Genomic DNA, 26,614 nt, shown 5'->3' with positions numbered 1-26,614 from the left:
GTTGGTTCTGCAGGGTTTGGTAGGCGTTGCCCACAGCATGTCGCGACCGGCTTGGGTTTGGCGGACAGTGCGACGGCGGTGCCGTTTTGTTGGGGTGTTGGCGTCATGTTTGCCGGACATTGCGAGGGACACGCATGGCGTGTCACTACGCGGGTGACGGCGTCCAAGTGACCGGTAGCGACACGCCGTGCGTGTCCATCGTAATGCCCGGTGTGCACGTAACCGGTAGCGACACGCCATGCGTGTCCATCGCAATGCCCGGCGATGCCGGTCCGGTTGGCGGCCGTTGGATTGAGGGTGTTGCGTTTTTACGTGGCAGCCACGCAGGGCGTGGCTCTACGGTCAATGGTGCCGCTTAATCCATTCCCAACTTTTTAAGCTTGTAACGCAACGCCCGGAACGTAATCCCCAGCTGCGCCGCCGTCCGCGTCTTGTTCCAGCGGTTCTCTTCCAGCGCCTTCTGGATCGCGGTGCGCTCCATCTGCTCGATGTACGACGGCAGCGCGCCATTCCCGGCCGGCAGGTCCACCACCGCTTCTTCATGCGGCGCTACTGGCGCACCGCCATGCCGGGGCACACCCTGCTGCGGCAAGCGCAGGTCGGTCGCCCCGATGGTGTCGCCCTCGGCCAGCGCCAACGCGCGCTCCAGAATGTTCTCCAGTTCGCGCACGTTGCCAGGGAAGTGATAGGTGCCCAACGCTTCCAGCGCGGACGGCGCCAGCAGCGGAGTCGGGCGGCCATGCGTCTTTGCCAGCCGCGCGAGGATCGAGGCGGCCAGCTGCGGCAGGTCGCTGCGGCGCTCGCGCAGCGGCGGCACGCGCAGTTCGATCACGTTGATGCGGTAATACAGGTCGTGGCGGAAGCGGCCGTCCTCCACCAGTTCGCCCAGGTCCTTGTGCGTGGCCGAAAGGATGCGCACGTCCACCGGTACTTCGGCAGAAGCGCCCACCGGGCGGATCGATTTTTCCTGGATCGCGCGCAGCAGCTTCACCTGCATCTGCAGCGGCAGTTCGGCCACTTCGTCCAGGAACAGGGTGCCGCCATGCGCGGCCTGGAACAGGCCCGGCTTGTCGGCGTGGGCGCCGCTGAAGCTGCCCTTCTTGTGGCCGAAGAATTCGCTCTCCATCAGCTCCGACGGAATGGCGCCGCAGTTGACCGGCACGAAGGTGCCGGCCGCGCGTGCGCTCTGGCCGTGGATGGTGCGGGCGACCAGCTCCTTGCCCACGCCCGATTCGCCCAGGATGTACACCGGTGCCTGGCTGCGGGCGACCTTGGTGATGGTGTTGCGCAGCACGTCCATGGCCGCCGAATCGCCCAGCAGGCGCGCGGTGGTGTCGCTGGTCAGCGGCGGCGTGGGGCGCTCGGTGTTGTTGAGCTCCAGTGCGTGCTTGACCAGGCCGCGCAGCACCGAGATGTCCACCGGCTTGCTGACGAAATCGAACGCGCCGGCCTTCAATGCTTCCACCGCCAGGTCCATGCTGCCGAACGCGGTGATCATCGCCACCGGGGTGCGTGGATAGTGCTGGGCGATTTCAGTCACCAGCTCGATGCCGTTGCCGTCGGGCAGCCGCATGTCGGTGATGCACAGGTCGTAGGGGTTGCTGGCCAGCAGCTCGCGCGCTTCGGCGAGGTTGGCGGCAGTACTGATGCGCAGGCCCATGCGGCCCAGGGTCAGTACCAGCAGTTCGCGGATGTCGCGTTCGTCGTCGACGACGAGGGCGCTGCGGTTTTCGTTCATATGGGGGAAAGATAGCCGAGTGCGGTTGATAACGACAAACATTTGACGCCAGCAGCGTAGCGCCTCATTGCGGCAACATCGTGTGCGGGCCGGCCAGCACCAGGCGGAAGCAGGCGCCGCCGGCCGGCACGGACACATACTCCAGGCTGGCCTGGTTGCCCTTGCACAGCTCGCGGGCGATATACAGGCCCAGCCCGGTGCCGTGCTCGGAGGTGGTGTAGAACGGGCGGAACAGCTGCTCCACGACCTTTTCAGGGATGCCCGGGCCGCGGTCCATCACGTCGATCACGGCCGAGCGGTCCTGGCGGGCCACCCGCAGCCGCACGCGGGCCGGGTCCTGGCCGGTGCGGCCGTACTTGAGCGCGTTGTGGACCAGTACGGTGAGGATCTGGTGCAGGTGGCGCGGGTCCACCAGCCCATGCACCGAGGATTCGCTGATGATCGGCTCGATGCTGTCGGTTTCCAGGGTGAGGCTCTGCTTGTACTCCAGCACGAAGCGGCGCACGAAGGCGGCCAGGTCCAGGTTCTCGGGGTTGGCGCGCTCGCGACGGGCCAGGCCCAGCACGCTTTCGACGATGCCGTTGGTGCGCTGGCACTGCTGGTTGATGATCTGCAGCAGGCGGCGGTCGGTGTCGCCGATGGCGGCGGACTCTTCCAGCAGCTGCGCGGCGTAATTGATGGCCGCCAGCGGGTTGCGGATCTCGTGGGCCAGGCTGGCCGAGAAGCGGCCCATGGCCGAGAGGGTGAGCGACTCGGCGCGGCGCGAGACCACGCTGGAATCGTCGAGGAACACCAGGGTGAGGTCGCTGCCGGCCAGCAGGCGGGCGAAGCGGGGCTGCACTTCGGGCTGGTCGGGCGAGAGCTGCAGCGGGGTTTCCTCGTTGTTCCAGCCGTTGCGCCAGCGCTGCAGGCGGCGGCTGAGGTCGGGCGAAGCACTGCCCAGTTCCAGCCGGCCGGTGCCGCTGTTGCCGTCGTTGTCGCCGATCAGGGTCGAGGCGGCCTCGTTGGCCAGGGTGATGCGGTTGGCGGCATCGACCACCAGCACGCCGGTGCGCATGCGGCGGATGATGAGTTCGTTGATCTCGAAGAGGTTGGCCACCTCGTCGCCGCGCTGGTTGGCCAGCTGCTGGTTGCGACGGGCGCGGTTGCCGACCTGGTAGCTGATGAAGGCCAGGGCCAGAAAGCTGGTGATGAACATCGCCAGCTCGGCCAGGGTGCGGTTGGGCTGGCCGTTCTCGAGCAGGTTCCAGGCGTACTCGCCGGCGGTGGCGACGCCGGCGGTCACGGCGATGGCGATGCCCATCGACAGCGGCAGCAGCGTGGCGGCGGCGGCGATGTTGAACAGCAGCGCCATCGACAGGCCGGCGCTGGCGCCGGGCAGGGCATGGGCCAGCAGCACGGTGGCCAGGATGTCCACGGCCAGGCTGCCGACCACGATGGGGCGCAGCCAGCGGTCGTTGCGGCCGCCGATCAGGATCAGCATCGACAGCGCCAGATAGCTGCCGCTGACCACGGATGCCAGCCGGGGGTGGGTGGATTCGCCCACGAGCCCGCTCAGCGGGCTGAACAGCAGGGCGGCGATCACCGCCGCGATCAGCACACGGTACAGGGCGAAAAAATACAGCTCCCGCTTCGGCATGGACTCGATGCGGTCGATCAGTGAAGCATTGGGTGACACGCCGGAACTCCCCTTCTGGCTGCCCTTGGTAGAGCCGGGCCATGCCCGGCTGCGTCAACGGACCGGGCCGGCCCGTTGTGGGGCCAGTATAGGCACGCCATCCCCGGATCGGGCCAGCCCCGGGCGCCGGTCGCGCATTCTGCCCATTCCCGACCCACCGCCGGCATGCCGCCACCCGCGCAACTGCCTGAATGACCGTGAAAAACTCCGGCTCTTCACGCCACAGGCCGGGTTTCTTTGCGCCTGCGCGCCGGCTCGTCCACAATAGTGGGCCCGCCGCGGTCCGTGCCGGTGACCCGTGAGGGAGCCTTGGAGATGCGTGCGGTCGTTCCTATTCCCACGGTGACGCATGAATTTCCACGAATACCAGTCAAAACAGCTGCTTGCCGAGTACGGCATTCCCGTCCCGGCCGGCAAGGTCGCGGCGACCCCGGATGAAGCGGTCGCTGCCGCCAACGCCCTGGGCCAGGGCCCCTGGATGGTGAAGGCACAGATCCACGCGGGCGGTCGCGGCAAGGCTGGCGGCGTCAAGTTCTGCAAGACCACCGACGACGTGAAGGCCGCTGCGGCCAAGATGCTCGGCACCAAGATGGCCACCTACCAGACCGCCGGCGTCGAGCTGCCGGTCAACCTGGTGCTGGTGACCACCGCCGGTGAAATCGTCAAGGAACTGTACCTGTCGGTGCTGGTTGACCGTGGCACCAAGACCATCACCTACATCGCCTCTTCGGAAGGCGGCGTGGAGATCGAGCAGGTTGCCGCTGAAACCCCGGAGCTGATCCACTCGCTCAACGTCGACTTCGTTGAAGGCGTGCAGGGTTACCACGGCCGTGATTTCGGCTTCAAGCTGGGCCTGACCGCCAAGCAGGCCGGCCAGTTCGCCAGCATCATGGTGAACCTGTACCGTCTGTTCAACGAAAAGGACCTGGCGCTGGTTGAAATCAACCCGCTGGCCATCCTGGACGACGGCAACCTGTACGCGCTGGACGGCAAGTTCGACAGCGACGACAACGCCGCGTTCCGTCAGAAGGCGCTGGTTGCCATGCGCGACAAGACCCAGGAAGACGAAACCGAAGTGACCGCTTCGGAGCTGGACATCAACTACGTCACCATGGACGGCAACATCGGCTGCATGGTGAACGGCGCCGGCTTGGCCATGGCCACCATGGACGTCATCAAGCTCAACGGCGGCGAGCCGGCGAACTTCCTGGACGTGGGCGGCGGTGCGAACAAGCAGCGCGTCATTGAAGCGTTCAAGCTGATCCTGTCCTCGGACAAGGTCGAAGGCATCTTCGTCAACATCTTCGGCGGCATCGTCCGCTGCGACATGATCGCCGAAGGCATCATCGCTGCGGTCAAGGAAGTGGGCGTCAAGGTTCCGGTCGTGGTGCGCCTGGAAGGCACCAACGTAGAAGAAGGCAAGCAGCTGCTGCGTGACAGCGGCATGGCCATCATCCCGGCCGACAACATCAACGACGGTGCCAAGAAGGTCGTCGAAGCTGTCAAGAACGCCGCCTAATTCTTACGGCATCGGATCGCTGGCAGAACCGTGATTTGCCCCCTTGAGTCAAGGGGGCTGGCACTCCGCAACGCGGAGTGACGGGGGTTCTGGTGGCATGCGGTACGGACATCGACCAATGGGCGATGTCATCCCATCCGAAGCCGGTCCAAATAATTTACGAAGGACTTCAAGACATGTCCGTTTTGATTAACAAGAACACCAAGGTGATCGTGCAGGGCTTCACCGGCCAGCAGGGCACCTTCCACGCCACTCAGATGATCGAGTACGGCACCCAGGTTGTTGGCGGCGTGACCCCGGGCAAGGGCGGCACGACCCACATCGACCTGCCGGTCTTCAACACCGTTGCCGACGCCGTGAAGAGCACCGGCGCGAATGCCTCGGTCATCTACGTGCCGCCGCCGTACGCGGCCGATGCGATCCTGGAAGCCGCTGCTGCCGGCATCAAGGTCATCGTGTGCATCACCGAAGGCATTCCGGTGCTGGACATGCTGCGCGTGAAGAACGTGCTGACCCGTGCCCATCCGGACACCGTGCTGGTTGGTCCGAACTGCCCCGGTGTGATCACCCCGGGCGAGTGCAAGATCGGCATCATGCCGGGCCACATCCACAAGCCGGGCAAGATCGGCATCGTGTCGCGTTCGGGCACCCTGACCTATGAAGCGGTCAAGCAGACCACGGAAGTGGGCCTGGGCCAGTCCACCTGCATCGGCATCGGTGGCGACCCGATCAACGGCCTGAACTTCGTTGACTGCCTCAAGCTGTTCAACGAAGACCCGCAGACCGAAGGCATCATCATGGTCGGCGAAATCGGCGGCGACGCCGAGGAAGCCGGTGCGGAGTACATCAAGCAGTTCGTGAAGAAGCCGGTGGTTGGCTTCATCGCCGGCGCGTCGGCTCCGGCCGGCAAGCGCATGGGCCACGCCGGTGCGATCGCATCGGGCGGCAAGGGCACTGCTGAAGGCAAGTTCGCCGCCATGGAAGCTGCCGGTGTGGTCACCGTCCGCTCGCCGGGCGACCTGGGCGCTGCCATCGCCAAGCTGGTGAAATAAGCGCGCCGGCCGCAACGCGGCCGACAACGCGTAGCGCCGACTGTTAGTCGGCAAAGGAAAAGCCGCCCCACAAGGGCGGCTTTTCTGCTTTCAAGCGTAGTGCCGGCCGCTGGCCGGCTCCCCAAGATGCCGCCCGCCCCAAGGTAGTGCCGGCCGCTGGCCGGCTCCCCAGGATGCCGCCCGCCCCAAGGTAGTGCCGGCCGCTGGCCGGCTCCTCAAGGTGCCGCCCGCCCCAAGGTAGTGCCGGCCGCTGGCCGGCTCCCCAAGATGCCGCCCGCCCCAAGGTAGTGCCGGCCGCTGGCCGGCTCCCCAGGATGCCGCCCGCCCCAAGGTAGTGCCGGCCGCTGGCCGGCTCCCCAGGATGCCGCCAGACACCGCGGGGAGCCGGCCAGCGGCCGGCACTACGTGGCCGATCAGACACCGCGGGGAGCCGGCCAGCGGCCGGCACTACATGGCCGATCAGATGCCGCGGGGAGCCGGCCAGCGGCCGGCACTACATGGCCGATCAGACGCCGCGGGGAGCCGGCCAGCGGCCGGCACTACGCGGCCGATCATTGCCGCGAAACGCCTACAATGCCCCATCGCAACCACAGGCTTTACCCCATGACGTCGATCCGCATCGCGATGGCGCAGTTTGATTTCCCGGTAGGCGCCGTGGCGCAGAACACCGACACCATCATCGCGATGATCGCCGAGGCGCGCGATGAATACGGCGCCGAGCTGGTGGTGTTCCCGGAACTGGCCATCAGCGGCTATCCGCCGGAAGACCTGCTGCTGCGCCCCGGCTTCCTGTACGACTGCCAGCAGGCCCTGACCCGCATTGCCGAAAGCACCCAGGGCATCACCGCCGTGGTGGGGTGGCCGCAAGCCGCAGGTGCCGTCGTGTACAACGCCGCCAGCGTGCTGCGCGGGGGCCGCGTCGAGCACACGTACCGCAAGCGCGAGCTGCCCAACTACGCGGTATTCGACGAGCGCCGCTACTTCGACGTGGACCCCGACGGTGGCAGCTGCGTGTTCGAGCTGAAGGGCGTGCCGGTGGGCGTGCTGGTCTGTGAGGATCTGTGGTTCGCCGAGCCGCTGGCCGACACCGTGCGCGAAGGCGCGCAGCTGGTGGTGGTGCCCAATGCATCGCCCTACGAACGCGGCAAGCATGCCCAGCGCGATGCACTGCTGGCCGAGCGCACCCGCGAAAGCGGCGCGGCCATCGTCTACCTCAACATGGTCGGCGGGCAGGACGCGCTCACCTTCGATGGCGCCTCGGTCGTGGCCGATGGCGACGGCACGGTGCATCCGGCCGCCGCCGCATTCACCGACCAGTGGCTGGTGGTGGACTACGACGCACCGACGCGCCGCTTCCAGCCGCTGGAGTGGATCGACGACGGCGATGAAAGCATGGACGCGCTGGCGTGGCGCGCGGTCACGCGCGGCATCAAGGATTATTGCGGCAAGAACGGTTTCAAGAAGGTGTGGTTGGGCCTGTCCGGCGGCATCGATTCGGCGCTGGTGCTGGCCATGGCGGTGGACGCGCTGGGTGCGGACAACGTCACCGCGGTACGGCTGCCGTCGCGCTACACCGCCGGCATGTCCAACGACCTCGCCGCCGAGCAGTGCCGCGCGCTGGGCGTGAAACTGGAAGCGGTATCGATCGAACCGGTGTTCGAAGGCTTGATGACCGCATTGGGCCCGATGTTCGAAGGCCAGCCGGCCGATGTGACCGAGGAAAACCTGCAGTCGCGCGCGCGCGGCGTGATCCTGATGGCGCTGTCCAACAAGTTCGGCGGGCTGCTGCTTACCACCGGCAACAAGAGCGAGTACGCGGTCGGCTACGCCACGATCTACGGCGACATGTGCGGCGGCTACGCGCCGTTGAAGGACCTGTACAAGACCGAGGTGTTCGGTCTGTCCAAGTGGCGCAATACCGTGGGCGGTGCCCCGGTGATTCCGCCAGCGGTGATCTCACGTCCGCCATCGGCCGAGCTGCGCGCCAACCAGACCGACCAGGATTCGCTGCCGGCCTACGATGTGTTGGACGGCATCCTGTACCGCTACGTGGACCAGGAGCAGTCACGCGAGGAAATCGTCGCCGCCGGCTACGCCGCCGAGGTGGTGGACCGCGTGCTGCGCCTGGTGCGCACCAGCGAGTGGAAGCGCCACCAGGCCGCACCGGGCCCGAAGGTCTCGCGCCGCGCGTTCGGCCGCGAGCGGCGCTACCCGATCAGCAACGGCTACAAGGGCTGAATGATCTACAGCGGGGCGGGGCGTACAACACGCCCTTGATGCGTTCTTGAAAGTGGTGGGGAGGGTCTGGACCTAGAGTGCCGGACTCTCTGTTATTGGGCCTCCCCCGTGTCCACCATCATCAACACCAGGTTCCATACGTTCGGCCAGGCGCTGGCGTGCAAAGCCGAAAAGTCAGAAAGCTACGAGCCGTCGAAAGTCACCGTGATGAAGCTGACGGAGATATTCAATGGTCAGTTCAAGCAGTTGGGCGGTGCTCGCGGCCTGCAAAAGGAGATCACCGGCGAGCTTGATGGTCTCCGTTCGCCTCGCCTGAAGCAGCTTGCGATTGAATTCCTGAAGCAACTGCCTGTCCCGGGTGTACAGATGGCCGAGGCCCGGACGCCGACTCCCATTGCGCGCCCGGATTCTCAGCCGAACAAGCAGGCTGCGGTGGCTCAGTGGCCCGCTGATACTCGCCCGGTTCCGACGCCAGACTATGATCAACCAGAGACTGGACTGAGCATCGCTTCCCCCAATGATGTGTCGTCACCGGTCACACACACGACGCCTGACGCTGACTCCAACGTGGACCCTGAGCCGGACTACGATGACGAGGCGCCGTCACTCGTCACCAAGAGCACCTCCAAGCCGAAATCTGAGCGCGAGGCTGATCCTGAGACTGTCAGATCAATACTCAAGCCGTCCCTACCTGCGCCGGACTATGAACCTGTACCGGACTATGAACGTGCGGAGGTTGTCCCGGACTATCAGCGGGTTGAATACGGTTCTTTGGCTACCGTCGTGGGCGGGAAAGCGCAGAGCTACCGGGTGCAGACTCGACGCGAGGATGGCGGTAGCCCACCGAGGCGGGTGGCACAGCCCGATGGCGGCTCGACAGGCGTGGTGAAGGACGCGCTGGTGCTCAAGCAATTTGCGGAGGAGGGCAGTGCAACGCGCTTCTCCACCGGCGAAATGACCCGCTTCTGGGAGGCGGCACTGTCCGTGCCTGAGATCAGCGCCGTCATCCCGCGAGAGACGCTGGACGACGTGATCCGCCTGCTTGAACACCCTGGCGCCTGGTCGAACTACCAGCTTGGCGTTTCCGCGGTTCGGCCGGAAGCGCCGGTACCGCCGTCGGCAACGGTGCTTGCTGCGGTCATCAAGGCGTCTGGGCTCAGCTTCGACTGAGCGGAAGCAGCCGGGCAGGGCCCGGCTCGACAGCGAAACAGAAAAGGGTCCCTCGCGGGACCCTTTCTGCATCAACACCGCGCTGTATCAGCGGCGATTCAACGTCGCATTGCGCTCACCGGTGCTGGCGGACTTCTCGCCGGCGAACGGGTTCAGCTTGCGGATCATCCACGGGTAGTTCGGCCAGTCGCCCTGCAGCCAGGGGTGGTCGGGCTGGTTCAGCTCCAGCACGCGGCGGGCGTCGTCGGCGAGGACCTTGTTGCCCAGGTGGGTATAGGCCTCACCCAGGGTGGCCACCGCGTCGTACTGGAAGGCGCTCTGCGGGTAGGTCTCCAGCAGGTAGTTGGCGCGGCCGGCGGCCGACACCCAGGCGTCGCGGCGCAGGTAGTACAGGGCGTTGTCCAGCTCGTGCTGGGCGAACACGTCGCGCAGCTCCAGCATGCGCTGGCGCGCGTCGGGCGCGTAGCGGCTGTTGGGATAGCGCTCGACCACGATGTTGAAGTCGGCGTAGGCCTGGCGCGGGGTGGACAGGTCACGGCGGCTCGGGTCCAGCGACCATACGCGGCGCAGGAATACCGTATTGCGGTTGCCGTTGGCCAGCCCGCGCAGGTAGTACATGTAGGCGATGTTGCGGTGGGTCGGGTAGGTACGGATGAAGCGGTCGATGCTGGACACCGCGTCATCGTGCTTGCCGGCCTTGTACTGCGCGTAGGCGGTTTCGATCATCGCCTGCTCGGTGTACGGACCATACGGGTACTGGGCGATGAGGCGACGGAAGGTGGCTTCCGCCCCACTCCAGTTGCCCTTCTGCATCAGGCCGTGGCTCTTTTCATAGATCTGTTCGACCGGCTGGCCTTCCTCGGGGTTGTCACCCTTGGCGCCACGGTGGCAACCGGTGGAGACGAGGGCCAGGACCAGCATCAGGGCCGCGGTGCGGACGGGCGCGGACAGCAGGGAAGAGCGTCGGATCATGGGGTCTGGGCGGGACGCGGCTGGAATACGAAGGGTCGATGATAGCCTAGTGGCCTGTCCCGCGACTGAAACTGGTCGACCGGACCCCAAAATTGTCTCCCTGCGGTGTGCTCCCCATGTCCGATAACGCTTCTGAATCCGAATCCACCCGCCAGGCCATCGTGCCTGACACCGCCGCCGGACGGCGCTTCGACGCCGTCCTGGCCGAACTGTTCCCCGAATTCTCCCGATCCAAGCTGACCGAGTGGATCAAGTCGGGCGACGTCCTGCTGGACGGCGAGCCCGTGCGCGGCCGCGCCCCGGTCCGCGGCGGCGAAGTGGCCAGCCTGCATGTCGTGCTCGACACCCAGACCCATGCCGAGCCCGAAGACATCCCGCTGGACATCCTGTACGAGGATGAGCACGTGTTCGTCATCAACAAGCCGGTGGGCCTGGTGGTGCACCCGGGCGCGGGCAACCCGACCGGGACCCTGGTCAACGCGCTGCTGTTCCGCGATCCGGGACTGTCGGTGTTGCCGCGCGCCGGCATCGTGCACCGGCTCGACAAGGACACCAGCGGCGTGATGGTGGTGGCGCGCACGATCCAGGCGCAGACCGCGCTGGTGGAACAGCTGGCGGCGCGCAACGTGCACCGCCAGTACCTGGCGGTGGTGGTGGGCGCACTGGTCTCCGGCGGCACCGCCGATGCGGCGATCGACCGCCACCCGCGCGATCGCATCCGCATGGCCGTGCGCGAGGATGGCAAGGACGCGGTGACCCATTACCGCCTGCGCGAGCGCTTCCGCGCGCACACCGCCCTGGAATGCCGCCTGGAGACCGGGCGTACCCACCAGATCCGCGTGCACATGGCGCACCTCAAGCATGCCATCGTGGGCGATTCGCTGTACGGCGGCGCGTTGAAGCTGCCCAAGGGCGCCACCGACGACCTGGTGGCGCAGCTGCGCAGCTTCAAGCGCCAGGCGCTGCACGCCGAGACGCTGGAATTCGCGCACCCGATCACCGGTGAGCCGATCCGCAACAGCGCGCCGGTGCCGGCCGACATGCTGGCACTGCTGGAGGCGCTGCGCGAGGACAGCAAGCGTTTCGCCGAACTGGAGCGTGGTCGCCGCTGATGGTGACCTCGCTGCCGCACCCGCCGCCCGACGCCGCACCTGCGCAGGTGCCGGTGCTGGCAGCCGACTGGCCGGCGCCGCCCGGCGTGCACGCGCTGACCACCCTGCGCTTCGGCGCAGGCGGTTCGCGCGCGCCGTTCGACCAGTTCAACATGGGCAACCGCCACGCCGCCGATGGCGACGACCCGGCCCAGGTGCAGCACAACCGCGACCTGCTGCAGGCCGGCCTGGCGTTGCCGTCGGCCCCGCACTGGCTGCGCCAGGTGCACGGCACCGAGGTGCTGCGTTTCGACGCCGCGCCCGGCACCAGCGGACTGGACAGCGAGCCGACGGCGGACGCGGCGGTCACCTCGGTGCCCGGCGTGGTCCTGGCCATCCTCACCGCCGATTGTCTGCCGGTGGTGATTGCCGCCCGCGATGGCAGTGAGATCGGGGCGGCGCACGCCGGTTGGCGCGGGCTGGCCGACGGCATGCTGGAGGCGACCGTGGCGGCCATGCACGCCGAGCCTGCGTCGCTGCAGGCCTGGTTGGGCCCGGCCGCCGGCCCGGCCCACTATGAGATCGGCGAAGACGTGTTCACCGCGTTTGTCGACCGCGACGCGGCGGCGGCCGCGGCGTTCAGCGCCACCCGGCCGGGGCATTGGAAGGTCGACCTGTATGCGCTGGCCCGCCGGCGCCTGGTCGGTGCGGGGCTGGACCCGGCCGCGATCAGCGGCGGGCAGTGGTGCAGCATCGCCGACCCGCAGCGGTTCTATTCGCACCGCCGCGACCGTCGCACCGGCCGCATGGCGACCCTGGCCTGGATCGCAGGGTGAACACGGCGGGCGGACCGGTGATCGTGTTCGACGGCGTCTGCGCCCTGTGCAGCCGCTGGGTGCGCTTCCTGCTGCGTTTCGATCACCGCGGCCGCTACCGCTTCGCGGCCATGCAGGGCGTGCAGGGCCGGGCCCTGCTTCAGGAGCATGGGCTGGACCCCGACGACCCGCTGTCGTTCCTGCTGGTCGAGCAGGGCCGCGCCTGGTCCGATACCGACGCCATCGTGCAGGTGCTGGCCGGTCTGGGCGGTGCCTGGCGGTTGGCCCGCCTGCTGCGGCTGGTGCCACGGACCTGGCGCGACCGCGCCTACCGGACGCTGGCACGCAACCGTTATCGCTGGTTCGGCCGGCATGACGTGTGCGCGCTGCCGGCGCCCAGGCAGGTGGGACGCTTCCTCGATTGAGAGACAAGGGGCGTGCCGATCACCGCGAAGCCGCGCATGGCGTGGCGCTACGCTGATCGGGTGCGCGATCCGCCCAGCGTGGCACCCCGTCGATCACTCCAACACGGAATACTCGATCCGCCGGTTGCGTTCGCGGCCGGCTTCCAGGCGGTTGTCGGCCACCGGCTGCTCTTCGCCATACCCGCGTGGGACCAGCGCACTGGACGGCACGCCCAGCGCCTGCAGTTCGGCCACCACGGCCTCGGCACGCTGCTGGCTCAGGCGCAGGTTGCTGTCCGCGGTGCCCAGGCTGTCGGTGTGGCTGGCCACTTCCAGGCGCAGCGCGGGGTCGGCGGCACGGATCGCCAAGGCGCTGGCGCGCAGCATGTCCATGCCGTCGGCACGCACCACCGGCGACTTGTGTTCGAAGCGGATCGCGCCCTGGTTCAGCGCGTCCACCAGCCGGCTGGGTTCCGGGGTGGCGGGAAGCCGCGCCAGCGCGACCCGGCCCGGGTCCCACAGCCCGGTGACGTGCAGATGGCCGAAGCCACGCCGCAGCGTCTCGGAGACGGCCACGCGGTCGGCGTCCGGCAGCCCCGACATGTCCACGTGCAGGGTGTCACCGCTGAAGGACAGCGACAGGCCCGGATGACGCAGCACCGGGGTGAGTGTCAGCAGCCGGTCCAGCCAGCGCGGTGCCTGCGCATGCGGATCGCGCTGGATGTCGCCGCTTACCCGCGCCTGGCCGTACTGCCCGACCAGCGCGCTCCAGACCTTGCGCCGGTCTGCCTCGCCCGGCAGGCGGCCGCGGACATCGATGATCCCGCCATGATTGACCAGCGACAGCCGCGGCGATGTCTGCCGCTCGGCCGCCGTCGTGCCGGCGGGAATGACCCGGGTCTTCTGGTGGATCCAGCCGGTCAGGCACAGCAGGGCACCGGCCACCAGCACCCACGACAGCCCGCGCAGCACGCTGCCACGCACCGCGCTCGGCACCGGCGCAGGGCCAGTGCGCCGGGTGCGCGCAGCTGCCTCCAGCGACTGCACACGCCGTGCATCCTGTTCCATCACGTCGAGCAGGCCCGGCAGCAGGTCGGCGGCGACCACCGCGAACATGCCGGTGGGGAAGGCGGCGCGGCGGGCCAGCACGGCCAGTTCGCCGCGTCCGATCGCAGATTCGAGCTGGCTGGCGAGCAGGCGGTGGGGCCGGCCGGTAGACGGGAATTCCGCGCCCAGGCCGACCGCGTCGAAGCGCCGGCGCAGGCCGTGCACGCCGTCGGGCAGGCTGCGGATGTAATCGACCAGGACCTCGATCAGGTTGCGCGCGCGGTGCCCCAGGCCCATGTGCAGGGCGGTGTTTTCAATGTATCGGTCCAGCAGTGACATCAATCGGATTCCCGGATTCAGGACCGCGCAGGCAGGCCTGCGCAGGTCGCCCCATGCGGCATGCATGGGCTCTGCGGGGTCAATGTCGTGAGGACCTGTCAATGCGAAATGAAAGTTGCAGCGGCCGAAGGTTACGAATCTGCGGGCCGCTACAACCATCTAGGACGCCTATCAAACAGGCGTCTTGTCACAGGTGGGCTTTGCATTCGCATGGTGTCTAAAGCGACACGTTCCTAAACGCACTGCAGCAACGCGATTGATGCGCAGCGCAGCGGCGAAAAGGTGGTGATCGCGACATCACGCGCGATCACAGGGCTGTCGTAATCAGCCGCTTTCCAAGGCATCCAGATAGGACTGCCGCCAGTGGTTGATGTCGTAGGTGCGCAGGTGTTCCATCATCGCCTGCCAGCGTTCCACGCGTTTGCGCAGCGGCATCGTGGCCGCAGTGGCGATGGCATCGGCCACGCCGTCCAGGTCGTGGGGGTTCACCAGCAGCGCCTGCTTCATTTCATCGGCGGCCCCGGCCAGCAGCGAAAGCACCAGCACGCCGGGATTCTCCGGGTCCTGCGAGGCCACGTATTCCTTGGCCACCAGGTTCATGCCGTCGCGCAGCGGCGTCACCAGCCCCACGGCGGCGGCGCGGTAGAAGCCGGTGAGCGTGGCATGGGCGAAGTTCTGGTTGACGTAGCGCAGCGGGGTCCAGTCCGGCTCGGCATACCCGCCGTTGATGTGGCCGGCGATCTGTTCCAGCTGGCTGCGCAGCTGCCGGTACTCGGTGACATCGCCGCGCGAGACCGGCGCGATCTGCAGGTAGGTCAGGCTGCCGCGCTGATCGGGGTGGCGCTGCAGGTAGCGTTCGAAGCCCTGGAAGCGCTCGGGCAGCCCCTTGGAGTAGTCCAGCCGGTCCACGCCGATGGCCAGCTGGCGGTTGCGCAGGCTGTTGCGCAGGTCACGCACGGCCGGCTTGTTGGCACCGGCTTTGGCCTGGCGTTCGATGTGCGCGGTATCAATGCCGATCGGAAAGGCCGCCGCACGGAAGCGACGCCCGCCGGGCGCTTCGAGCATGCCGTCGGCCAAGGCGCGGCCGCCGCCGAACAGGCGCACGTAGGACTGGAACCGGTCGGCATCGCGCTGGGTCTGGAAGCCGACCAGATCGTAGGCATACAGGCTGGAGAACAGGCGCAGGTGGTCGGGCATCGCCTGAAGCAGGTCGGCCGAGGGCATCGGCACGTGCAGGAAGAAGCCGATGCGGCAGCCGATGCCACGCTCGCGCAGCAGCGACGCCAGCGGGATCAGGTGGTAGTCGTGGATCCAGACGATGTCGTCTTCGCGCAGCAGCGGCGCCAGCTTCTCGGCGAACAGCGCATTGACGCGGCGGTACGTCTCGCGGGTGGCACGGTCGTAGTCCACCAGGTCCAGGCGGAAGTGCAGCAGCGGCCACAGCGTGCGATTGGCGAAGCCGTTGTAGTAGCCATCGACGTCACGCTTGTTCAGGTCCATGGTGACGTAGCGGATGTCACCCTCGGTCTGCTCGTGCAGGCTGCCGCTGGGGTCGCGCACCGATTTGCCGCTCCAGCCGAACCACAGCCCGCCGCGTTCCTTCAATGCAGCCAGCAGGCCCACCGCCAGCCCGCCGGGTGCGGCGACACCTGGCGCGGCCACCCGGTTGGATACCACCACCAGACGGCTCATGACGCCTCCTGCCAGCTGCGCGACAGGCGCATGGCCGCCGTCACCAGGCCCACGTGCGAGTAGGTCTGCGGGAAGTTGCCCCACGCCTCGCCGTTGTCGAAGGCCAGGTCCTCGGAGAGCAGGCCGAGGTGGTTGCGGCGTTCGAGCAGCGTCTCGAACATGTCGCGCGCCTCGTCGATGCGGCCGATCGCGGCCAGCGCATCGATGTACCAGAACGTGCAGATGGTGAAGCTGGTTTCCGGCTCGCCGAAATCGTCCGGGGCCACATAGCGGTACAGCGCGTTGCCATGCTTGAGGTCGCGGCCGATCGCTTCGACGGTGGCCACGAAGCGCGCATCGTCAGCGGCGATGAAGCCGATGTCGGCCAGCAGCAGCAACGAGGCATCCAGACGATGGCCACCGTAGGTATCGGTGAAGTGGCCCAGTTCCTCGCTCCAGGACTCGCGCATGATCCGTGCATGGATGGTGTTGGCGCGGTCGCGCCAGTACTCCGCGCGGTGGTCCAGCTTCAGCCGCACCGCGATCTTGCACAGGCGGTCGCACGCGGCCCAGCACATCGCGCTGGTGTAGGTATGCACTTCGGTGCGGCCGCGGAATTCCCACAGCCCGGCATCGGGCACGTCGTGCAGGGCGAACGCCTGCTCGCCCAGCGGCTCCAGCCGCGCGAAGGTATGGCTGTCGCCGGGGTCCTGCAGGCGGCGGTCGAAGAACAGCTGGGTGGAGGCAAGCACCACGCTGCCGTACACGTCGTGCTGGCGCTGTACCCAGGCCAGGTTGCCGCGCCGCACCGGGCCCATGCCGCGGTAGCCGTCCAGCGAGGCCACCTCGCTCTCTTCCAGCTTCGCCTCGAAGCCGATGCCGTACAGCGGCTGCAGGCTGCCGTCGGCCGTGGCGAGGTTGAAGATGTAGCCGAGGAACTGTTCCATGGTGCGGGTGGCACCGAGGCGGTTCAACGTGCGTACGACGAAGGCCGCGTCACGCAGCCAGCAATAGCGGTAGTCCCAGTTGCGGATGCTGCCGGGTGCCTCGGGGATCGAGGTGGTCATTGCCGCGATGATCGCGCCGCTGTCTTCGTACTGGCACAGTTTCAACGTGATCGCACTGCGGATCACCGCGTCCTGCCACTCCAGCGGAATGGACAGGTAGCGCACCCATTCGCGCCAGTAGTCGCGCGTGCGCTGGAACGATTCCTGCACGTAGCCGCTCAGCGAGCGGTTGAGCGATTCGTCCACGCCCAGCACCAGGTGCACCGGATGGTTGAGCACGAATGGCAGTTCGTCACGCACGAAGCGCAACGGCACATCGGTGGTCAGGCGCAGCACATGGTCCGGCAGCACCCAGCGGATGTGGTTGCTGCCCCAGGTGGCGTCGGGCACGCGCGCGCCCCAGTCGGCCAGCGGCCGCGCGCGCACGATGATGCGCGGGGTGCCGGACAGCGGTCGCACCTGCCGGATCAGGCTGACGGGACGGTAGAAGCGGTCGTTCTGGCGCCAGCGCGGGGCGAAATCGATGATCTCCAGCGAGCCGCCGTGCTTGTCGTGCAGCACGGTGCGCAGGATCGCGGTGTTGGTCAGGTAGGCCTGCTCGCTGCTGACCATGTCTTCCAGTTCGATGGCGAAATCGCCACCGGTCTGCTGGTTGGGCTGGAGCAGCGCGCAGAAGGTCGGGTCGCCGTCGAAGGTGGGCAGGCAGCTCCATACGACCCGCGCGTTGCGGTCGATGAGTGCGCCGAAGCTGCCGTTGCCAACGACGCCAAGGTCCAGATTGGGTTCAGTCATGGTGCGTGGTTCTCTCAGACATCAGTAGGCGTTTTCGCGCAGCCAGCCATGTACGGTGTGCACGTGCGGCAGGGCGAACACGGCCGCGCTGGGCTCGCGCTCGCCCACCAGGACACTCCAGCCGTGCAGCGTGTTGGCCGCGTCGAAACCGTATTCGTCGGTGAGGTCGTCGCCGAGGAAGACCGGAATGCGGCCACGGAACGGCGACTGCTGCATCAGCTGGCGGATGGCGCGACCCTTGTCGGTGCCTTCGGGAACGAATTCCACCACGTGGTCGCCCGGCTGCAGACGGTAGCCGCCATGGCCGCGGATATGCCGTTCGGCGAACGCCTGGACATCACGCGCGGCATGCGGCGCGCCACGCCAGTGCAGGGCCAGGCTGTGGCCCTTGTCTTCGACCAGCACGCCCGGATGGCCGTGTGCGAATCGCATGGCCTGCTGGTGCACGGCGTGCAGCCACTCGCTGGTGGTGTCATCGTGGTCGGCGTTGACCGCGTGGGTCTGCCCGGCGAAGCCGCGCACCTGGTGTCCGTGCAGGCCGGCGGCTGGCAGGTGGAGCGGGGCGAACAGCCGGTCCAGCTGCTCCAGCGGGCGCCCGCTGATGAGTGCTACCGCACCCTCCAGGCGATCGCTGATGCGCCCGATGGCTTCACGCACCTCCGGCAGCAGGGTGACCGCCTCGGGATTCTCGGCGAATTCGATCAGGGTGCCATCCACGTCCAGGAACAGCGCGCACGCATCGTCCAGCAGTGGTGGCGGCGGACGTTGGGGGAAGTCGTTGGCCATGGTCGCCAACATGCCACCGCGTATGTGATCGCCGGGTAACGGCGTTCACACGCAGATGCGCGGCAGGTAACGACCGTGGGTCGTCACGCGCACGGGGCGGAGTGCGGCGTCGCCCGACCAACGGTCGGGCGACGCCTGCACACCGACGGCGGCGGACCGCTGGTCCGCACGCATCCTAGAACGTGTAGCGAACGCGCCCGTAGTAATAGGCACCATTGCTGCCAATCGGAGACAGCACGTCATACGGCAGGTTGCCGTAATAGTAGATGTCCTCGTTGGAAAGATCCGAATAATTGTCGGTCAGGTTCTGCCCACCCAGCGCCACGCTCCACTGCGGGGTGATGCGGTACTCGACCTCGGCATCCAGCTGCCATTCGGCACCATAGGTCTGGCGCGGCACGAAACCGTCACCGAAGTTGAACACACGCGTCACGCTGCCGTACCGGCTGACACGGCTGCTCAGCGTCCAGCGGTCGTTGGCCCAGCTGGCGGCCAGCTGCGCCCGCGTACGCGGGGTGGCGTCGGTGAGCGTGTTGGTCTCTTCCACGCCGAAGAGCACGTAATCCGGATCGAGTGCGAGCAGGCGCGCCGGCGTGGGCAGCACGTTCTTCAGCGTGGTCTTGTTGTACGCATAGGTGCCGGTCAGCAGCAGCTGGCCATCGCCCAGCGCCTGGCGCCAGTTGGTCACCAGTTCGGCGCCGCGCGTGCGGGTGTCGGCAGCATTGACGAAGAAGCTGGCGCTCTGCAGGCCGCTCACGCCGAACTGCTGCAGCACGGTGTCGGTGAGTGCGTCGCCGGTGATGCTTTCGGACAGTGCAATGCGGTCATCGATGTCGATCTGGTAGAAGTCCAGCGACAGATCGAAGTGCTCGCCGATGCGGCTGGTGAAGCCCAGGCTGGTGTTGAGCGACTTCTCCGGCTTGAGGTCGCTGGCGCCCAGTGCGCGCGCGATCGGATTGTTCACCGAGAGCACGCGGCCTTGGACCAGCTGGCCAGCGGCGTTGTAGCCGGTAGAGGTGGATTCGTAGCCGATCTGCGCCAGCGACGGAGCGCGGAAGTTGTTGGACACCGCGCCACGCAGCGCGAACGCCGGGGTGAACTCGTAGCGCAGGCCGAGCTTGCCGGTCAGCTCGCCGCCGTAGTCGTCGCTGTGCTCGTAACGGGCCGCGACGTCGCTGGAGAAGTGCTCGCCGAACTGGCTGGACAGGCTGGCATAGGCGCTGGCCACGTCGCGGGTCAGCGAGGTGGCGTCCTGCGGGGTCAGGCCACCACCGGCCTGCGAACCGGTCGGGCGGTCGGTGTAGGGGCCGGCCGCGTAGCTGGCCGGATCGCCCGGGCGGGTCTGGAAGTGGTCGCGGCGCGCTTCGACGCCCAGACCCAGGCTGTGGCTGTTGTTGCCCTGGGTGAACACCCGGCCGAGATCGAAGTTCCCCACGGTCAGTTCATTGCGGTAGTCGCCGGTCTTGAACGTGGTGGGGCTGGTGGGGCCCAGCGAGGCGTTGAGCGAGTTGCGCAGGCGATAGGTGAACGCATTGAAACCGTAGTCCAGGCTGGCGTCGTAATTCCACTCGCCCCACTGGCCCTTGGCACCGGCCACGGCCTGCACGTCGCGGTTCTCGCCCTCGGAGATCGGGCGGTAACCGTTGGGATAGATCTGGGTCCAGTTGGCGTCGCTGTCCGGGTAACGGAAGTAGTTGGCGCCTTCGCTGTCGCGCTGGTTGAAGGTGCTGAAGAAATAGAACTTGGACGTTTCACCGAACGGCAGTTCGGTGTTGATCCACGCATTGAGGTCCTTCGTGCTGCCATCGCCGAGCACGTAGTTGCGCTGTCCCTGCAGGGCCAGGTTGGCATCGCTCTGGTCCCACGGCGGAATCTGGTCGAAGCCGGCGCGATTGGTGCCTTCGCGGTTCTTCAGCTCCAGGCCGACGCGCAGGAAGCCGCCATCTTCGCCCAGCGCGGTACCCACCTTGGCGCTGACGAAGCTGGTCTGGCCGTCGGTGATGGTGCGGTCGATCGGCTCCAGATCGGTGTGGTGGGCGCCGAAGCTGGCTTCGATGGCACCACCTTCGGGCGCATCGTCGAGGATCACGTTGATCACCCCGGCGACCGCATCCGAGCCGTACAGCGCGCCGGCACCGTCACGCAGGACTTCGATGCGCTTGATCGCGCTGACCGGGATGGAATTGAAATCGACGGGCGTGGTGCCCTTGCCGATCTTGCTGTCGGCGTTGACCAGCGCACTGGTGTGGCGGCGCTTGCCGTTCACGAGCACCAGCACCTGGTCGGGCGAGAGCCCGCGCAGCTGGGCGGCACGGACGTGGTCGGCACCGCCGGAGTTGGACTGGCGCGGGAAGTTGAACGATGGCAGCAGTGCCTGCAGCGCGCTGCCCAGCTCGCCATTGACCACGCCGGCGCGGCGGATGTCCTCGGCGGTCAACACGTCCACCGGCGAGGTCGACTCCAGCACGGTGCGGTCGATCGCGCGGGTACCGGTGACGATCACCGTGTCCAGCGTGGTGGCGGTGGCGGGCGCGTCCTGCGCGTGAAGGTCCTGGGCCAGCAGAGGGGAGGAAAGGACCAAAGCAATGGCAAGGCCAAGGCGCGACGCGGACGGACGGGACATGCAGGCTCCAGCAGAACGACGAGGGGGGAGGGGAGGGTTGGATATGTATGTACCAATCCATCCGGATGAAGCGATATATTATCTTGGCGTGACGGGGCCTTGTGATGCAAGTCCCAGTACGCCGGGGCATCAGCTCATAGCCGTTCGGCATCTATGCTGGCGGCCGATGTCCCTAAGGTAGCGACACGCCATGCGTGTCCCACGCAGCCCCAACCGCCCCCGGAGATACCCGCAACATGAAGTCCCATCCCCTGCTGCTCGCCGTGCTGTTGGCCGTAAGCGGCTGCGCAACCACCGCCCCGCTTGCCCATCAGGCCCAGCCCGCCACCACGTCAACCACCGCCAGCCTGCAGGGCGACGCCGCCCGCCCGGACGCCGCCGCCGGCTGGGTGCGCAGCGAGCTCTACTTCGGCGTGGGCGAAGAGAGCGGTGCGTCCGCGCGCGAGCAGACCGACGCCATCACCGAGGCGCAGTGGCGCGCGTTCCTCGACAAGGAGGTCACCCCGCGCTTCCCGGATGGCCTGACCGTGTTCGATGCCTACGGCCAGTGGCTGTTCCGCGGCGCCGCCGAGCCCAACCGCCTGCGCACCAAAGTGCTGGTAGTGCTGCACGAAAACTCCCCGCAGCGCCGCGCGGACATCGAGGCGATCCGCCTGGCATGGAAGCAGGCCACCAAGCACCAGTCGGTCCTTTGGGCGCAGCAGGCGGTGGAGGTGTCGTTCTAAACGGCGTACCGACCCACGGTCGGTACCTACCTTGGTATGAATCGCGCGGAATCGCACGCCGGTGTCACCTGCGCGGGTCTAGGCTCGCACTTCCCCCTGAGCGTGGAAGTGCCGTCATGAGCAAGCGCGTTGCCGAAATCGTCGTCGATACCCTGCAGGCCGCCGGTGTGCGCCACTGTTACGGCATCGTCGGTGACACCCTCAACCATGTCACCGATGCCCTCCATCGCAGCGACATCGACTGGGTGCACGTGCGCCATGAAGAGGTGGCCGCGTTTGCCGCCGGGGCCGATTCGTTGATCAGCGGGCAGCTCACGGCCTGCGCCGGTTCCTGTGGCCCGGGCGGGCTGCACTTCATCAACGGCATTTTCGAGAGCAACCGAAACCGCGCGCCGCTGGTGCTGATCGCCAGCCAGGTAGTCACCCCCGAGCTCGGCATGGAGTTCCCGCAGGAAGTGGACTTCAAGGCGGTGTACGCCAGCTGCAGCGTGTTCTGCGAACAGGTCTACAACCCGGAACAAGCGCGGCGGGTGGTGGCGCTGGCCTGCCAGGCGGCGATCAGCCGGCGCGGCGTGGCGGTGGTGATCCTGCCGGCCGACATCAGCGAAGCGGAGGTCAAAGACGACCGGCCGTTCTCCGTGCACTACGCCCAGCCGGTGCTGCGCCCCAGCGATGACGAACTGCAGCGCATTGCCGCGCTGATCGGCGAGGGTAAGCGCGTGGGCATCTACGCCGGCGCGGGCTGCGAGCATGCGCACGACGCGCTGGTGGCGTTGGGCGCCCGCCTCAAGGCACCCATCGCGCACACCTCGCGGGCCAAGGATTTCGTCGAGTACGACAACCCGTACAACATGGGCATGACCGGCATCTTCGGCATCGAGTCGGGCTACCACACGCTGATGGCCTGCGACACGTTGCTGCTGCTCGGGGCCGATTTCGCCTGGGGCCAGTATTACCCGGACAAGGCCACGCTGATCCAGGTGGATCGCGATGGCAGCCATCTTGGCCGCCGCCACCCGGTGACGCTGGGGGTGGTGGGCGATATCGGGCCGAGCCTGGAGGCACTGCTGCCACTGCTGCCGGAGCGCGAGGATCGCAGCTTCCTGGACGAATGCATCGGTCACCGGGAGAAGGCGCTGGCGACCCGTGCGAAGGAGGAGGAACCGGGTGAGGGCACGCTGATCCACCCGCAGCACCTCACCGCACTGATCGACCGCCATGCCAGCGACGATGCGCTGTTCACCGCCGACGGTGGCTCGCCGATGGTGTGGATCCTGCGCCACATCCGCGTCAACGGTCGCCGCCGCACCCTGACCAGCCTGCTGCATGGCACGATGGCCAATGCGATGCCGCAGGCGCTTGGCCTGCAGAAGGCCTATCCCGGCCGCCAGGTGATCTCGCTGTCGGGCGACGGTGGCATTGCGATGCTGCTCGGTGACCTGCTGACGGCGGTGCAGGAAAACCTGCCGATCAAGGTGGTGGTCTACAACAACAGCTCGCTCAACTTCGTCGAGCTGGAGCAGAAGGTGGAAGGCCTGCTGGATAACTACACCGATCTGAAGAACCCCGATTTCGGCCGCCTGGCGGAGGTCATCGGCTTCTACGGGCGCACCGTGACCCGTTCGGAGGACCTGGAGCAGGCGGTGCAGGACGTGCTGGCCCATCCAGGCCCGGCGCTGCTGGACGTGCATACCAGCCCGACCGAGCTGGTGATGCCGCCGCAGGTGGAGGCCAAGCAGGTGGCCGGCACCGCGCTGTATGCGGCCAAGGCGCTGCTGCACGGTCGCGTAGGGGACGTGCGCGCCCTGCTGGCGAACAATTTCCTCAATAAACCGTAGTGCCGGCCGCTGGCCGGCTCCACGTGATGCGGGGTTCATGGGGAGCCGGCCAGCGGCCGGCACTACCTGTTGCTTGATGGGGGTGCATGGAGCCGGCCAGCGGCCGGCACTACGTGTTGCTTGATGGGGGTGCATGGGGAGCCGGCCAGCGGCCGGCACTACGGGTCGCTTGATGCGGGTGCATGGGGAGCCGGCCAGCGGCCGGCACTACGTGTTGCTTGATGGGGGTGCATTGGGGAGCCGGCCAGCGGCCGGCACTACGGGTCGCGTGATGCGCGGTCCATGGGGAGCCGGCCAGCGGCCGGCACTACGCTGTATGTCGGTGTTCCACCGGTGTGTCTGTTGCCCGGGGCAATGAACGCCTACCATCGGGTACCCCCCACCCCCGTGCCCCCTCGCATGCCTGCATCCGCTCCCGTCTCCGGACGCCCCCGCTGGTTCGTTGCCGGCGACTTCAACGGCTTCTTCGGCCTGGTGGTCGACAATCTGTCGATCCTCGGCTTCATCGCGATGGCACTGGTCGGCATCTTCCAGTTCCCGCCGGACGTGGTATTCGGCCGCATGTTCCCCGGCACCGCCTTCGGCGTGCTGGTCGGCAATGTGCTCTACACGTGGATGGCGCGGCGCCTGGCCATCCGCACCGGCCGCGACGACGTGACCGCGATGCCGCTGGGGCTGGACGCACCCACCAGCATCGGCATGGCCCTGCTGGTGCTGGGCCCGGCGTTCCTGGCCTTCAAGGCCAACGGCCTGGCCCCGCACGACGCGGCCATCGCCACCTGGCAGCTGGGCATGGCCTCGCTGGTGATCATGGGCGTGCTCAAGGTCGTGCTGTCGTTCTTCGGCGAGGCGGTGACCCGCGCGCTGCCGCGGGCGTCGCTGCTGGGCTCCATCGCCGGCATCGCCATCGTGCTGATGGGCTTCCTGCCGCTGCTGGAAACGCTGCGCTCGCCCGTGGTCGGCTTCGTGACCCTGGGCCTGCTGCTGTACGTGCTGGTGGCCAAGCGCAAGCTGCCGATCCGCGCACCGGGCGTGCTGGTCGCGTTCGTGTTCGGCACGCTGCTGTATTACGCACTGGGCCTGGCCGGGCTGGGCGCGCCGGGCTTCAAGGTGCCCGACTGGACGCCGCTGCAGGTGGTGCTGCCGTGGCCGACGCTGGGCTTCATCGACGGCCTGCCCACGGCCATCACCTACCTGCCGCTGCTGCTGCCGTTCGGCCTGCTGATGGTGGTGGGCGGCATCAACGTCTCGGAAAGCGCCCGCGCGGCCGGCGATGACTACCGCACCCGCGACATCCTGCTGGTGGAGGCGGTGGCCACGCTCGTGGCCGGGCTGTGCGGCGGCGTGGCGCAGACCACCCCGTATATCGGCCAGCCGGCGTACAAGCACATGGGTGCCCGCAGTGGTTACACGCTGCTGACCGGCCTGTTCGTGGGCATCGGCGGCATGCTGGGCGTGATCTCGGGCCTGGTGCAGTGGCTGCCGCTGGCGGTGCTGGCCCCGATCATCGTGTACGTGGCCATCGACATCACCACCCAAGCGTTCCAGGCCACGCCGCGCGAACATGCCGGGGCCATGGTGCTGGGCTTCCTGCCGTCGGTGGCTTACCTGCTGGCGATCAAGGCGCCGGGCTGGATTCCGCCCGAGCAGCTCGTTGCGATGACCACCACGCTGGACGGCCACGGTTTGCCGGAGCTGGCGGTGATCTTCACGCTGGGCAATGGCTTCATCATCACCTCGATGCTGTGGATCGCGGCGGTGGTGGCGATGATTGATGGACGCCTGCTGCGCTCCTCCGGCATCCTGCTGGTGGCGGCGGCGCTGACCCTGTTCGGGTTGATCCACTCTGTCGATCCGCGCGGGGGCATCTACCTGCCGTGGCAGCTGGACGGCCTGCCGAAGCTGATCATGTGGCAGTTCGCCGGCGCGTACGTGGCGCTGGCCGCGCTGCTGGGCCTGTTGTCCCTGCAAAAAACCGACCCCCGGTAGTGCCGGCCGCTGGCCGGCTCCAAGCGGGCCCAGACGCCCAGCGTAGTGCCGGCCGCTGGCCGGCTCCAAGCGGGCCCAGACGCCCAGCGTAGTGCCGGCCGCTGGCCGGCTCCAAGCGGGCCCAGACGCCCAAGGACGTCCCGGCCGCTGGCCGGCTCCAGGCGATACAGGTCGATGCGGAGCCGGCCAGCGGCCGGCACTACGCCAACCGGAAACGTTGCATCCGCTTGTCAATCCGCGGCATCCAGCGCCGGGTAATGCCGGAAAATGCCGTTGGTGTTGAACGCCAACCGGCGCTCTGAGGCCAGGTAGGCGGCGATGTTCGGCCGCCGCTCCACCCGATCCTTCAATGCGTGCAGCAACGGCAGCGTTGGCCGTAGCGACTGCATGCGTTTCGGGAACATGTAGTCCAGCCCGCTGACCAGCTGGAACAACGACAGATCCACGTAGGAGTGTTCGCGCAACGGGTGCAGCCCGCCATTGGCCTCCAGCACGCTTTCGAACCAGCCGAGGAACTTGGGCAGCCGCTCGCCACGCATGGAGGCGGCGCGTGCCATCGCTTCCCGCTTCTGGTGCTCGTAGTACTGCGAGGCGGCAATCGGGTGGTGGGTGTCATGCACCTCGGACACCAGGTCGGCGATGGTCAGCTGCAGCTGCAACGCCTGCGCGCGACGTGAGGCGGCCTCCGGCACCAGGCCCAGCTCGGGGCCGAGATGCGCCAGGATCGCGCCTACCTGCGCGATCACCTGCCGGCCGCTGACCAGGAACGGCGGCGCGAACGGACGCAGTCCCTCGACCTTGCCGTCGAGGAACGGCTGCATGACCTTGTCGCCGTGCACGCGGGCCATGTCGGTATACGCTGCGCCCGCGTCTTCCAACGCCAGGCGGATGAACTCGCCACGGCCCTGGATGCCGGTCCAATAGTAAAGCTCGTAGTGCATGCGCGTGCTCCGTGGCGGGAGCCCCCAGCCTGCGGAATCCGCTGCCAAGCAGCCGTGAGGGGAATGTCACCGCGACGTGGGCTGACGGCTGAATGCGTTCTCATCCCCCCTTGAAACACGCCTGCATAACCGCATCTGTCAGATAGTGCTGGCTCGGCCAGCGGCAATTGATCGAGGAT

19 protein-coding genes are annotated in these 26,614 nt (G+C 67.4%); 10 read left to right on the top strand and 9 right to left on the bottom strand.

Annotation, left to right across the window (positions count from 1 at the left end):
• Positions 1-355 precede the first annotated feature (355 nt).
• Positions 356-1,738, bottom strand: coding sequence for a sigma-54-dependent transcriptional regulator (locus AC3ITN_RS15120; protein ID WP_489391032.1), 1,383 nt, complete (start codon positions 1,736-1,738; stop codon positions 356-358).
• Positions 1,739-1,802: 64 nt separating this feature from the next.
• Positions 1,803-3,416: an ATP-binding protein gene (locus tag AC3ITN_RS15115; RefSeq protein WP_313347968.1), complete on the bottom strand. Its 1,614-nt coding sequence runs from the start codon at positions 3,414-3,416 to the stop codon at positions 1,803-1,805.
• A 349-nt stretch (positions 3,417-3,765) separates the two neighbouring features.
• Between AC3ITN_RS15115 and sucC the strand changes: the two genes are divergently transcribed.
• The 4 genes from sucC to AC3ITN_RS15095 all read left to right on the top strand — a co-directional run bounded on the left by sucC (position 3,766) and on the right by AC3ITN_RS15095 (position 9,395).
• Positions 3,766-4,935: an ADP-forming succinate--CoA ligase subunit beta gene (gene sucC / locus AC3ITN_RS15110; RefSeq protein WP_332808074.1), complete on the top strand. Its 1,170-nt coding sequence runs from the start codon at positions 3,766-3,768 to the stop codon at positions 4,933-4,935.
• 176 nt (positions 4,936-5,111) lie between these two features.
• Positions 5,112-5,987: a succinate--CoA ligase subunit alpha gene (gene sucD / locus AC3ITN_RS15105; RefSeq protein WP_313347966.1), complete on the top strand. Its 876-nt coding sequence runs from the start codon at positions 5,112-5,114 to the stop codon at positions 5,985-5,987.
• Between the two features lie 603 nt (positions 5,988-6,590).
• A complete protein-coding gene (locus AC3ITN_RS15100; protein WP_489391031.1) occupies positions 6,591-8,225 on the top strand; it encodes an NAD+ synthase in 1,635 nt (544 codons plus the stop codon).
• A 108-nt stretch (positions 8,226-8,333) separates the two neighbouring features.
• The gene (locus tag AC3ITN_RS15095; RefSeq protein WP_489391030.1) at positions 8,334-9,395 is read left to right on the top strand and encodes a hypothetical protein; all 1,062 of its coding nucleotides are present in this window, start codon (positions 8,334-8,336) and stop codon (positions 9,393-9,395) included.
• Positions 9,396-9,482: 87 nt separating this feature from the next.
• Here the strand turns inward: AC3ITN_RS15095 and AC3ITN_RS15090 are convergent, their stop codons facing one another.
• Positions 9,483-10,367, bottom strand: a complete 885-nt coding sequence (locus AC3ITN_RS15090; protein ID WP_313348222.1) for an outer membrane protein assembly factor BamD — start codon at positions 10,365-10,367, stop codon at positions 9,483-9,485.
• A gap of 116 nt (positions 10,368-10,483) precedes the next feature.
• Between AC3ITN_RS15090 and rluD the strand changes: the two genes are divergently transcribed.
• From rluD to AC3ITN_RS15075, 3 genes are read left to right on the top strand one after another with little or no spacing between them, the layout of a single operon-like run.
• Positions 10,484-11,479, top strand: a complete 996-nt coding sequence (gene rluD, locus AC3ITN_RS15085; protein WP_313348224.1) for a 23S rRNA pseudouridine(1911/1915/1917) synthase RluD — start codon at positions 10,484-10,486, stop codon at positions 11,477-11,479.
• Complete coding sequence (gene pgeF / locus AC3ITN_RS15080) at positions 11,479-12,294, top strand: peptidoglycan editing factor PgeF (protein WP_489391029.1); 816 nt, start codon at positions 11,479-11,481, stop codon at positions 12,292-12,294. The genes rluD and pgeF overlap by 1 nt, the downstream gene beginning before the upstream one ends.
• Positions 12,279-12,698 (top strand): thiol-disulfide oxidoreductase DCC family protein, encoded by a 420-nt coding sequence (locus AC3ITN_RS15075; protein ID WP_489392944.1) that lies wholly within the window; start codon positions 12,279-12,281, stop codon positions 12,696-12,698. Before pgeF ends, AC3ITN_RS15075 begins: the two co-directional genes overlap by 16 nt.
• Positions 12,699-12,791: 93 nt before the next feature.
• Here the strand turns inward: AC3ITN_RS15075 and AC3ITN_RS15070 are convergent, their stop codons facing one another.
• From AC3ITN_RS15070 to AC3ITN_RS15050, 5 genes are all read right to left on the bottom strand, one after another.
• Positions 12,792-14,063, bottom strand: a complete 1,272-nt coding sequence (locus tag AC3ITN_RS15070) for an OmpA family protein (RefSeq protein ID WP_489391028.1) — start codon at positions 14,061-14,063, stop codon at positions 12,792-12,794.
• A 324-nt stretch (positions 14,064-14,387) separates the two neighbouring features.
• Positions 14,388-15,755 (bottom strand): alpha,alpha-trehalose-phosphate synthase (UDP-forming), encoded by a 1,368-nt coding sequence (gene otsA, locus AC3ITN_RS15065; protein ID WP_313348231.1) that lies wholly within the window; start codon positions 15,753-15,755, stop codon positions 14,388-14,390.
• Positions 15,752-17,533: a glycoside hydrolase family 15 protein gene (locus tag AC3ITN_RS15060; protein WP_489391027.1), complete on the bottom strand. Its 1,782-nt coding sequence runs from the start codon at positions 17,531-17,533 to the stop codon at positions 15,752-15,754. The genes otsA and AC3ITN_RS15060 overlap by 4 nt, the downstream gene beginning before the upstream one ends.
• A 21-nt stretch (positions 17,534-17,554) precedes the next feature.
• Entirely contained in the window at positions 17,555-18,319 is a 765-nt protein-coding gene (gene otsB, locus AC3ITN_RS15055; protein WP_489392943.1) for a trehalose-phosphatase, read from the bottom strand.
• Between the two features lie 175 nt (positions 18,320-18,494).
• Positions 18,495-20,942: a TonB-dependent receptor plug domain-containing protein gene (locus AC3ITN_RS15050; RefSeq protein ID WP_489391026.1), complete on the bottom strand. Its 2,448-nt coding sequence runs from the start codon at positions 20,940-20,942 to the stop codon at positions 18,495-18,497.
• Positions 20,943-21,178: 236 nt separating this feature from the next.
• Here AC3ITN_RS15050 and AC3ITN_RS15045 point away from each other — a divergent pair, with 236 nt between their 5' ends.
• From AC3ITN_RS15045 to AC3ITN_RS15035, 3 genes are all read left to right on the top strand, one after another.
• Entirely contained in the window at positions 21,179-21,667 is a 489-nt protein-coding gene (locus tag AC3ITN_RS15045) for a DUF3574 domain-containing protein (RefSeq protein ID WP_489391025.1), read from the top strand.
• Between the two features lie 116 nt (positions 21,668-21,783).
• Positions 21,784-23,505: a thiamine pyrophosphate-dependent enzyme gene (locus AC3ITN_RS15040; protein WP_489391024.1), complete on the top strand. Its 1,722-nt coding sequence runs from the start codon at positions 21,784-21,786 to the stop codon at positions 23,503-23,505.
• Between the two features lie 399 nt (positions 23,506-23,904).
• Complete coding sequence (locus tag AC3ITN_RS15035) at positions 23,905-25,494, top strand: SulP family inorganic anion transporter (RefSeq protein ID WP_489391023.1); 1,590 nt, start codon at positions 23,905-23,907, stop codon at positions 25,492-25,494.
• Between the two features lie 230 nt (positions 25,495-25,724).
• Here the strand turns inward: AC3ITN_RS15035 and AC3ITN_RS15030 are convergent, their stop codons facing one another.
• Entirely contained in the window at positions 25,725-26,435 is a 711-nt protein-coding gene (locus AC3ITN_RS15030; protein ID WP_489391022.1) for a glutathione S-transferase, read from the bottom strand.
• Positions 26,436-26,614: the final 179 nt, after the last annotated feature.

The sequence above is a fragment of the Stenotrophomonas sp. KH_036_B genome, from assembly GCF_057839485.1.
This window is presented reverse-complemented; position numbering and strand designations above follow the sequence as displayed.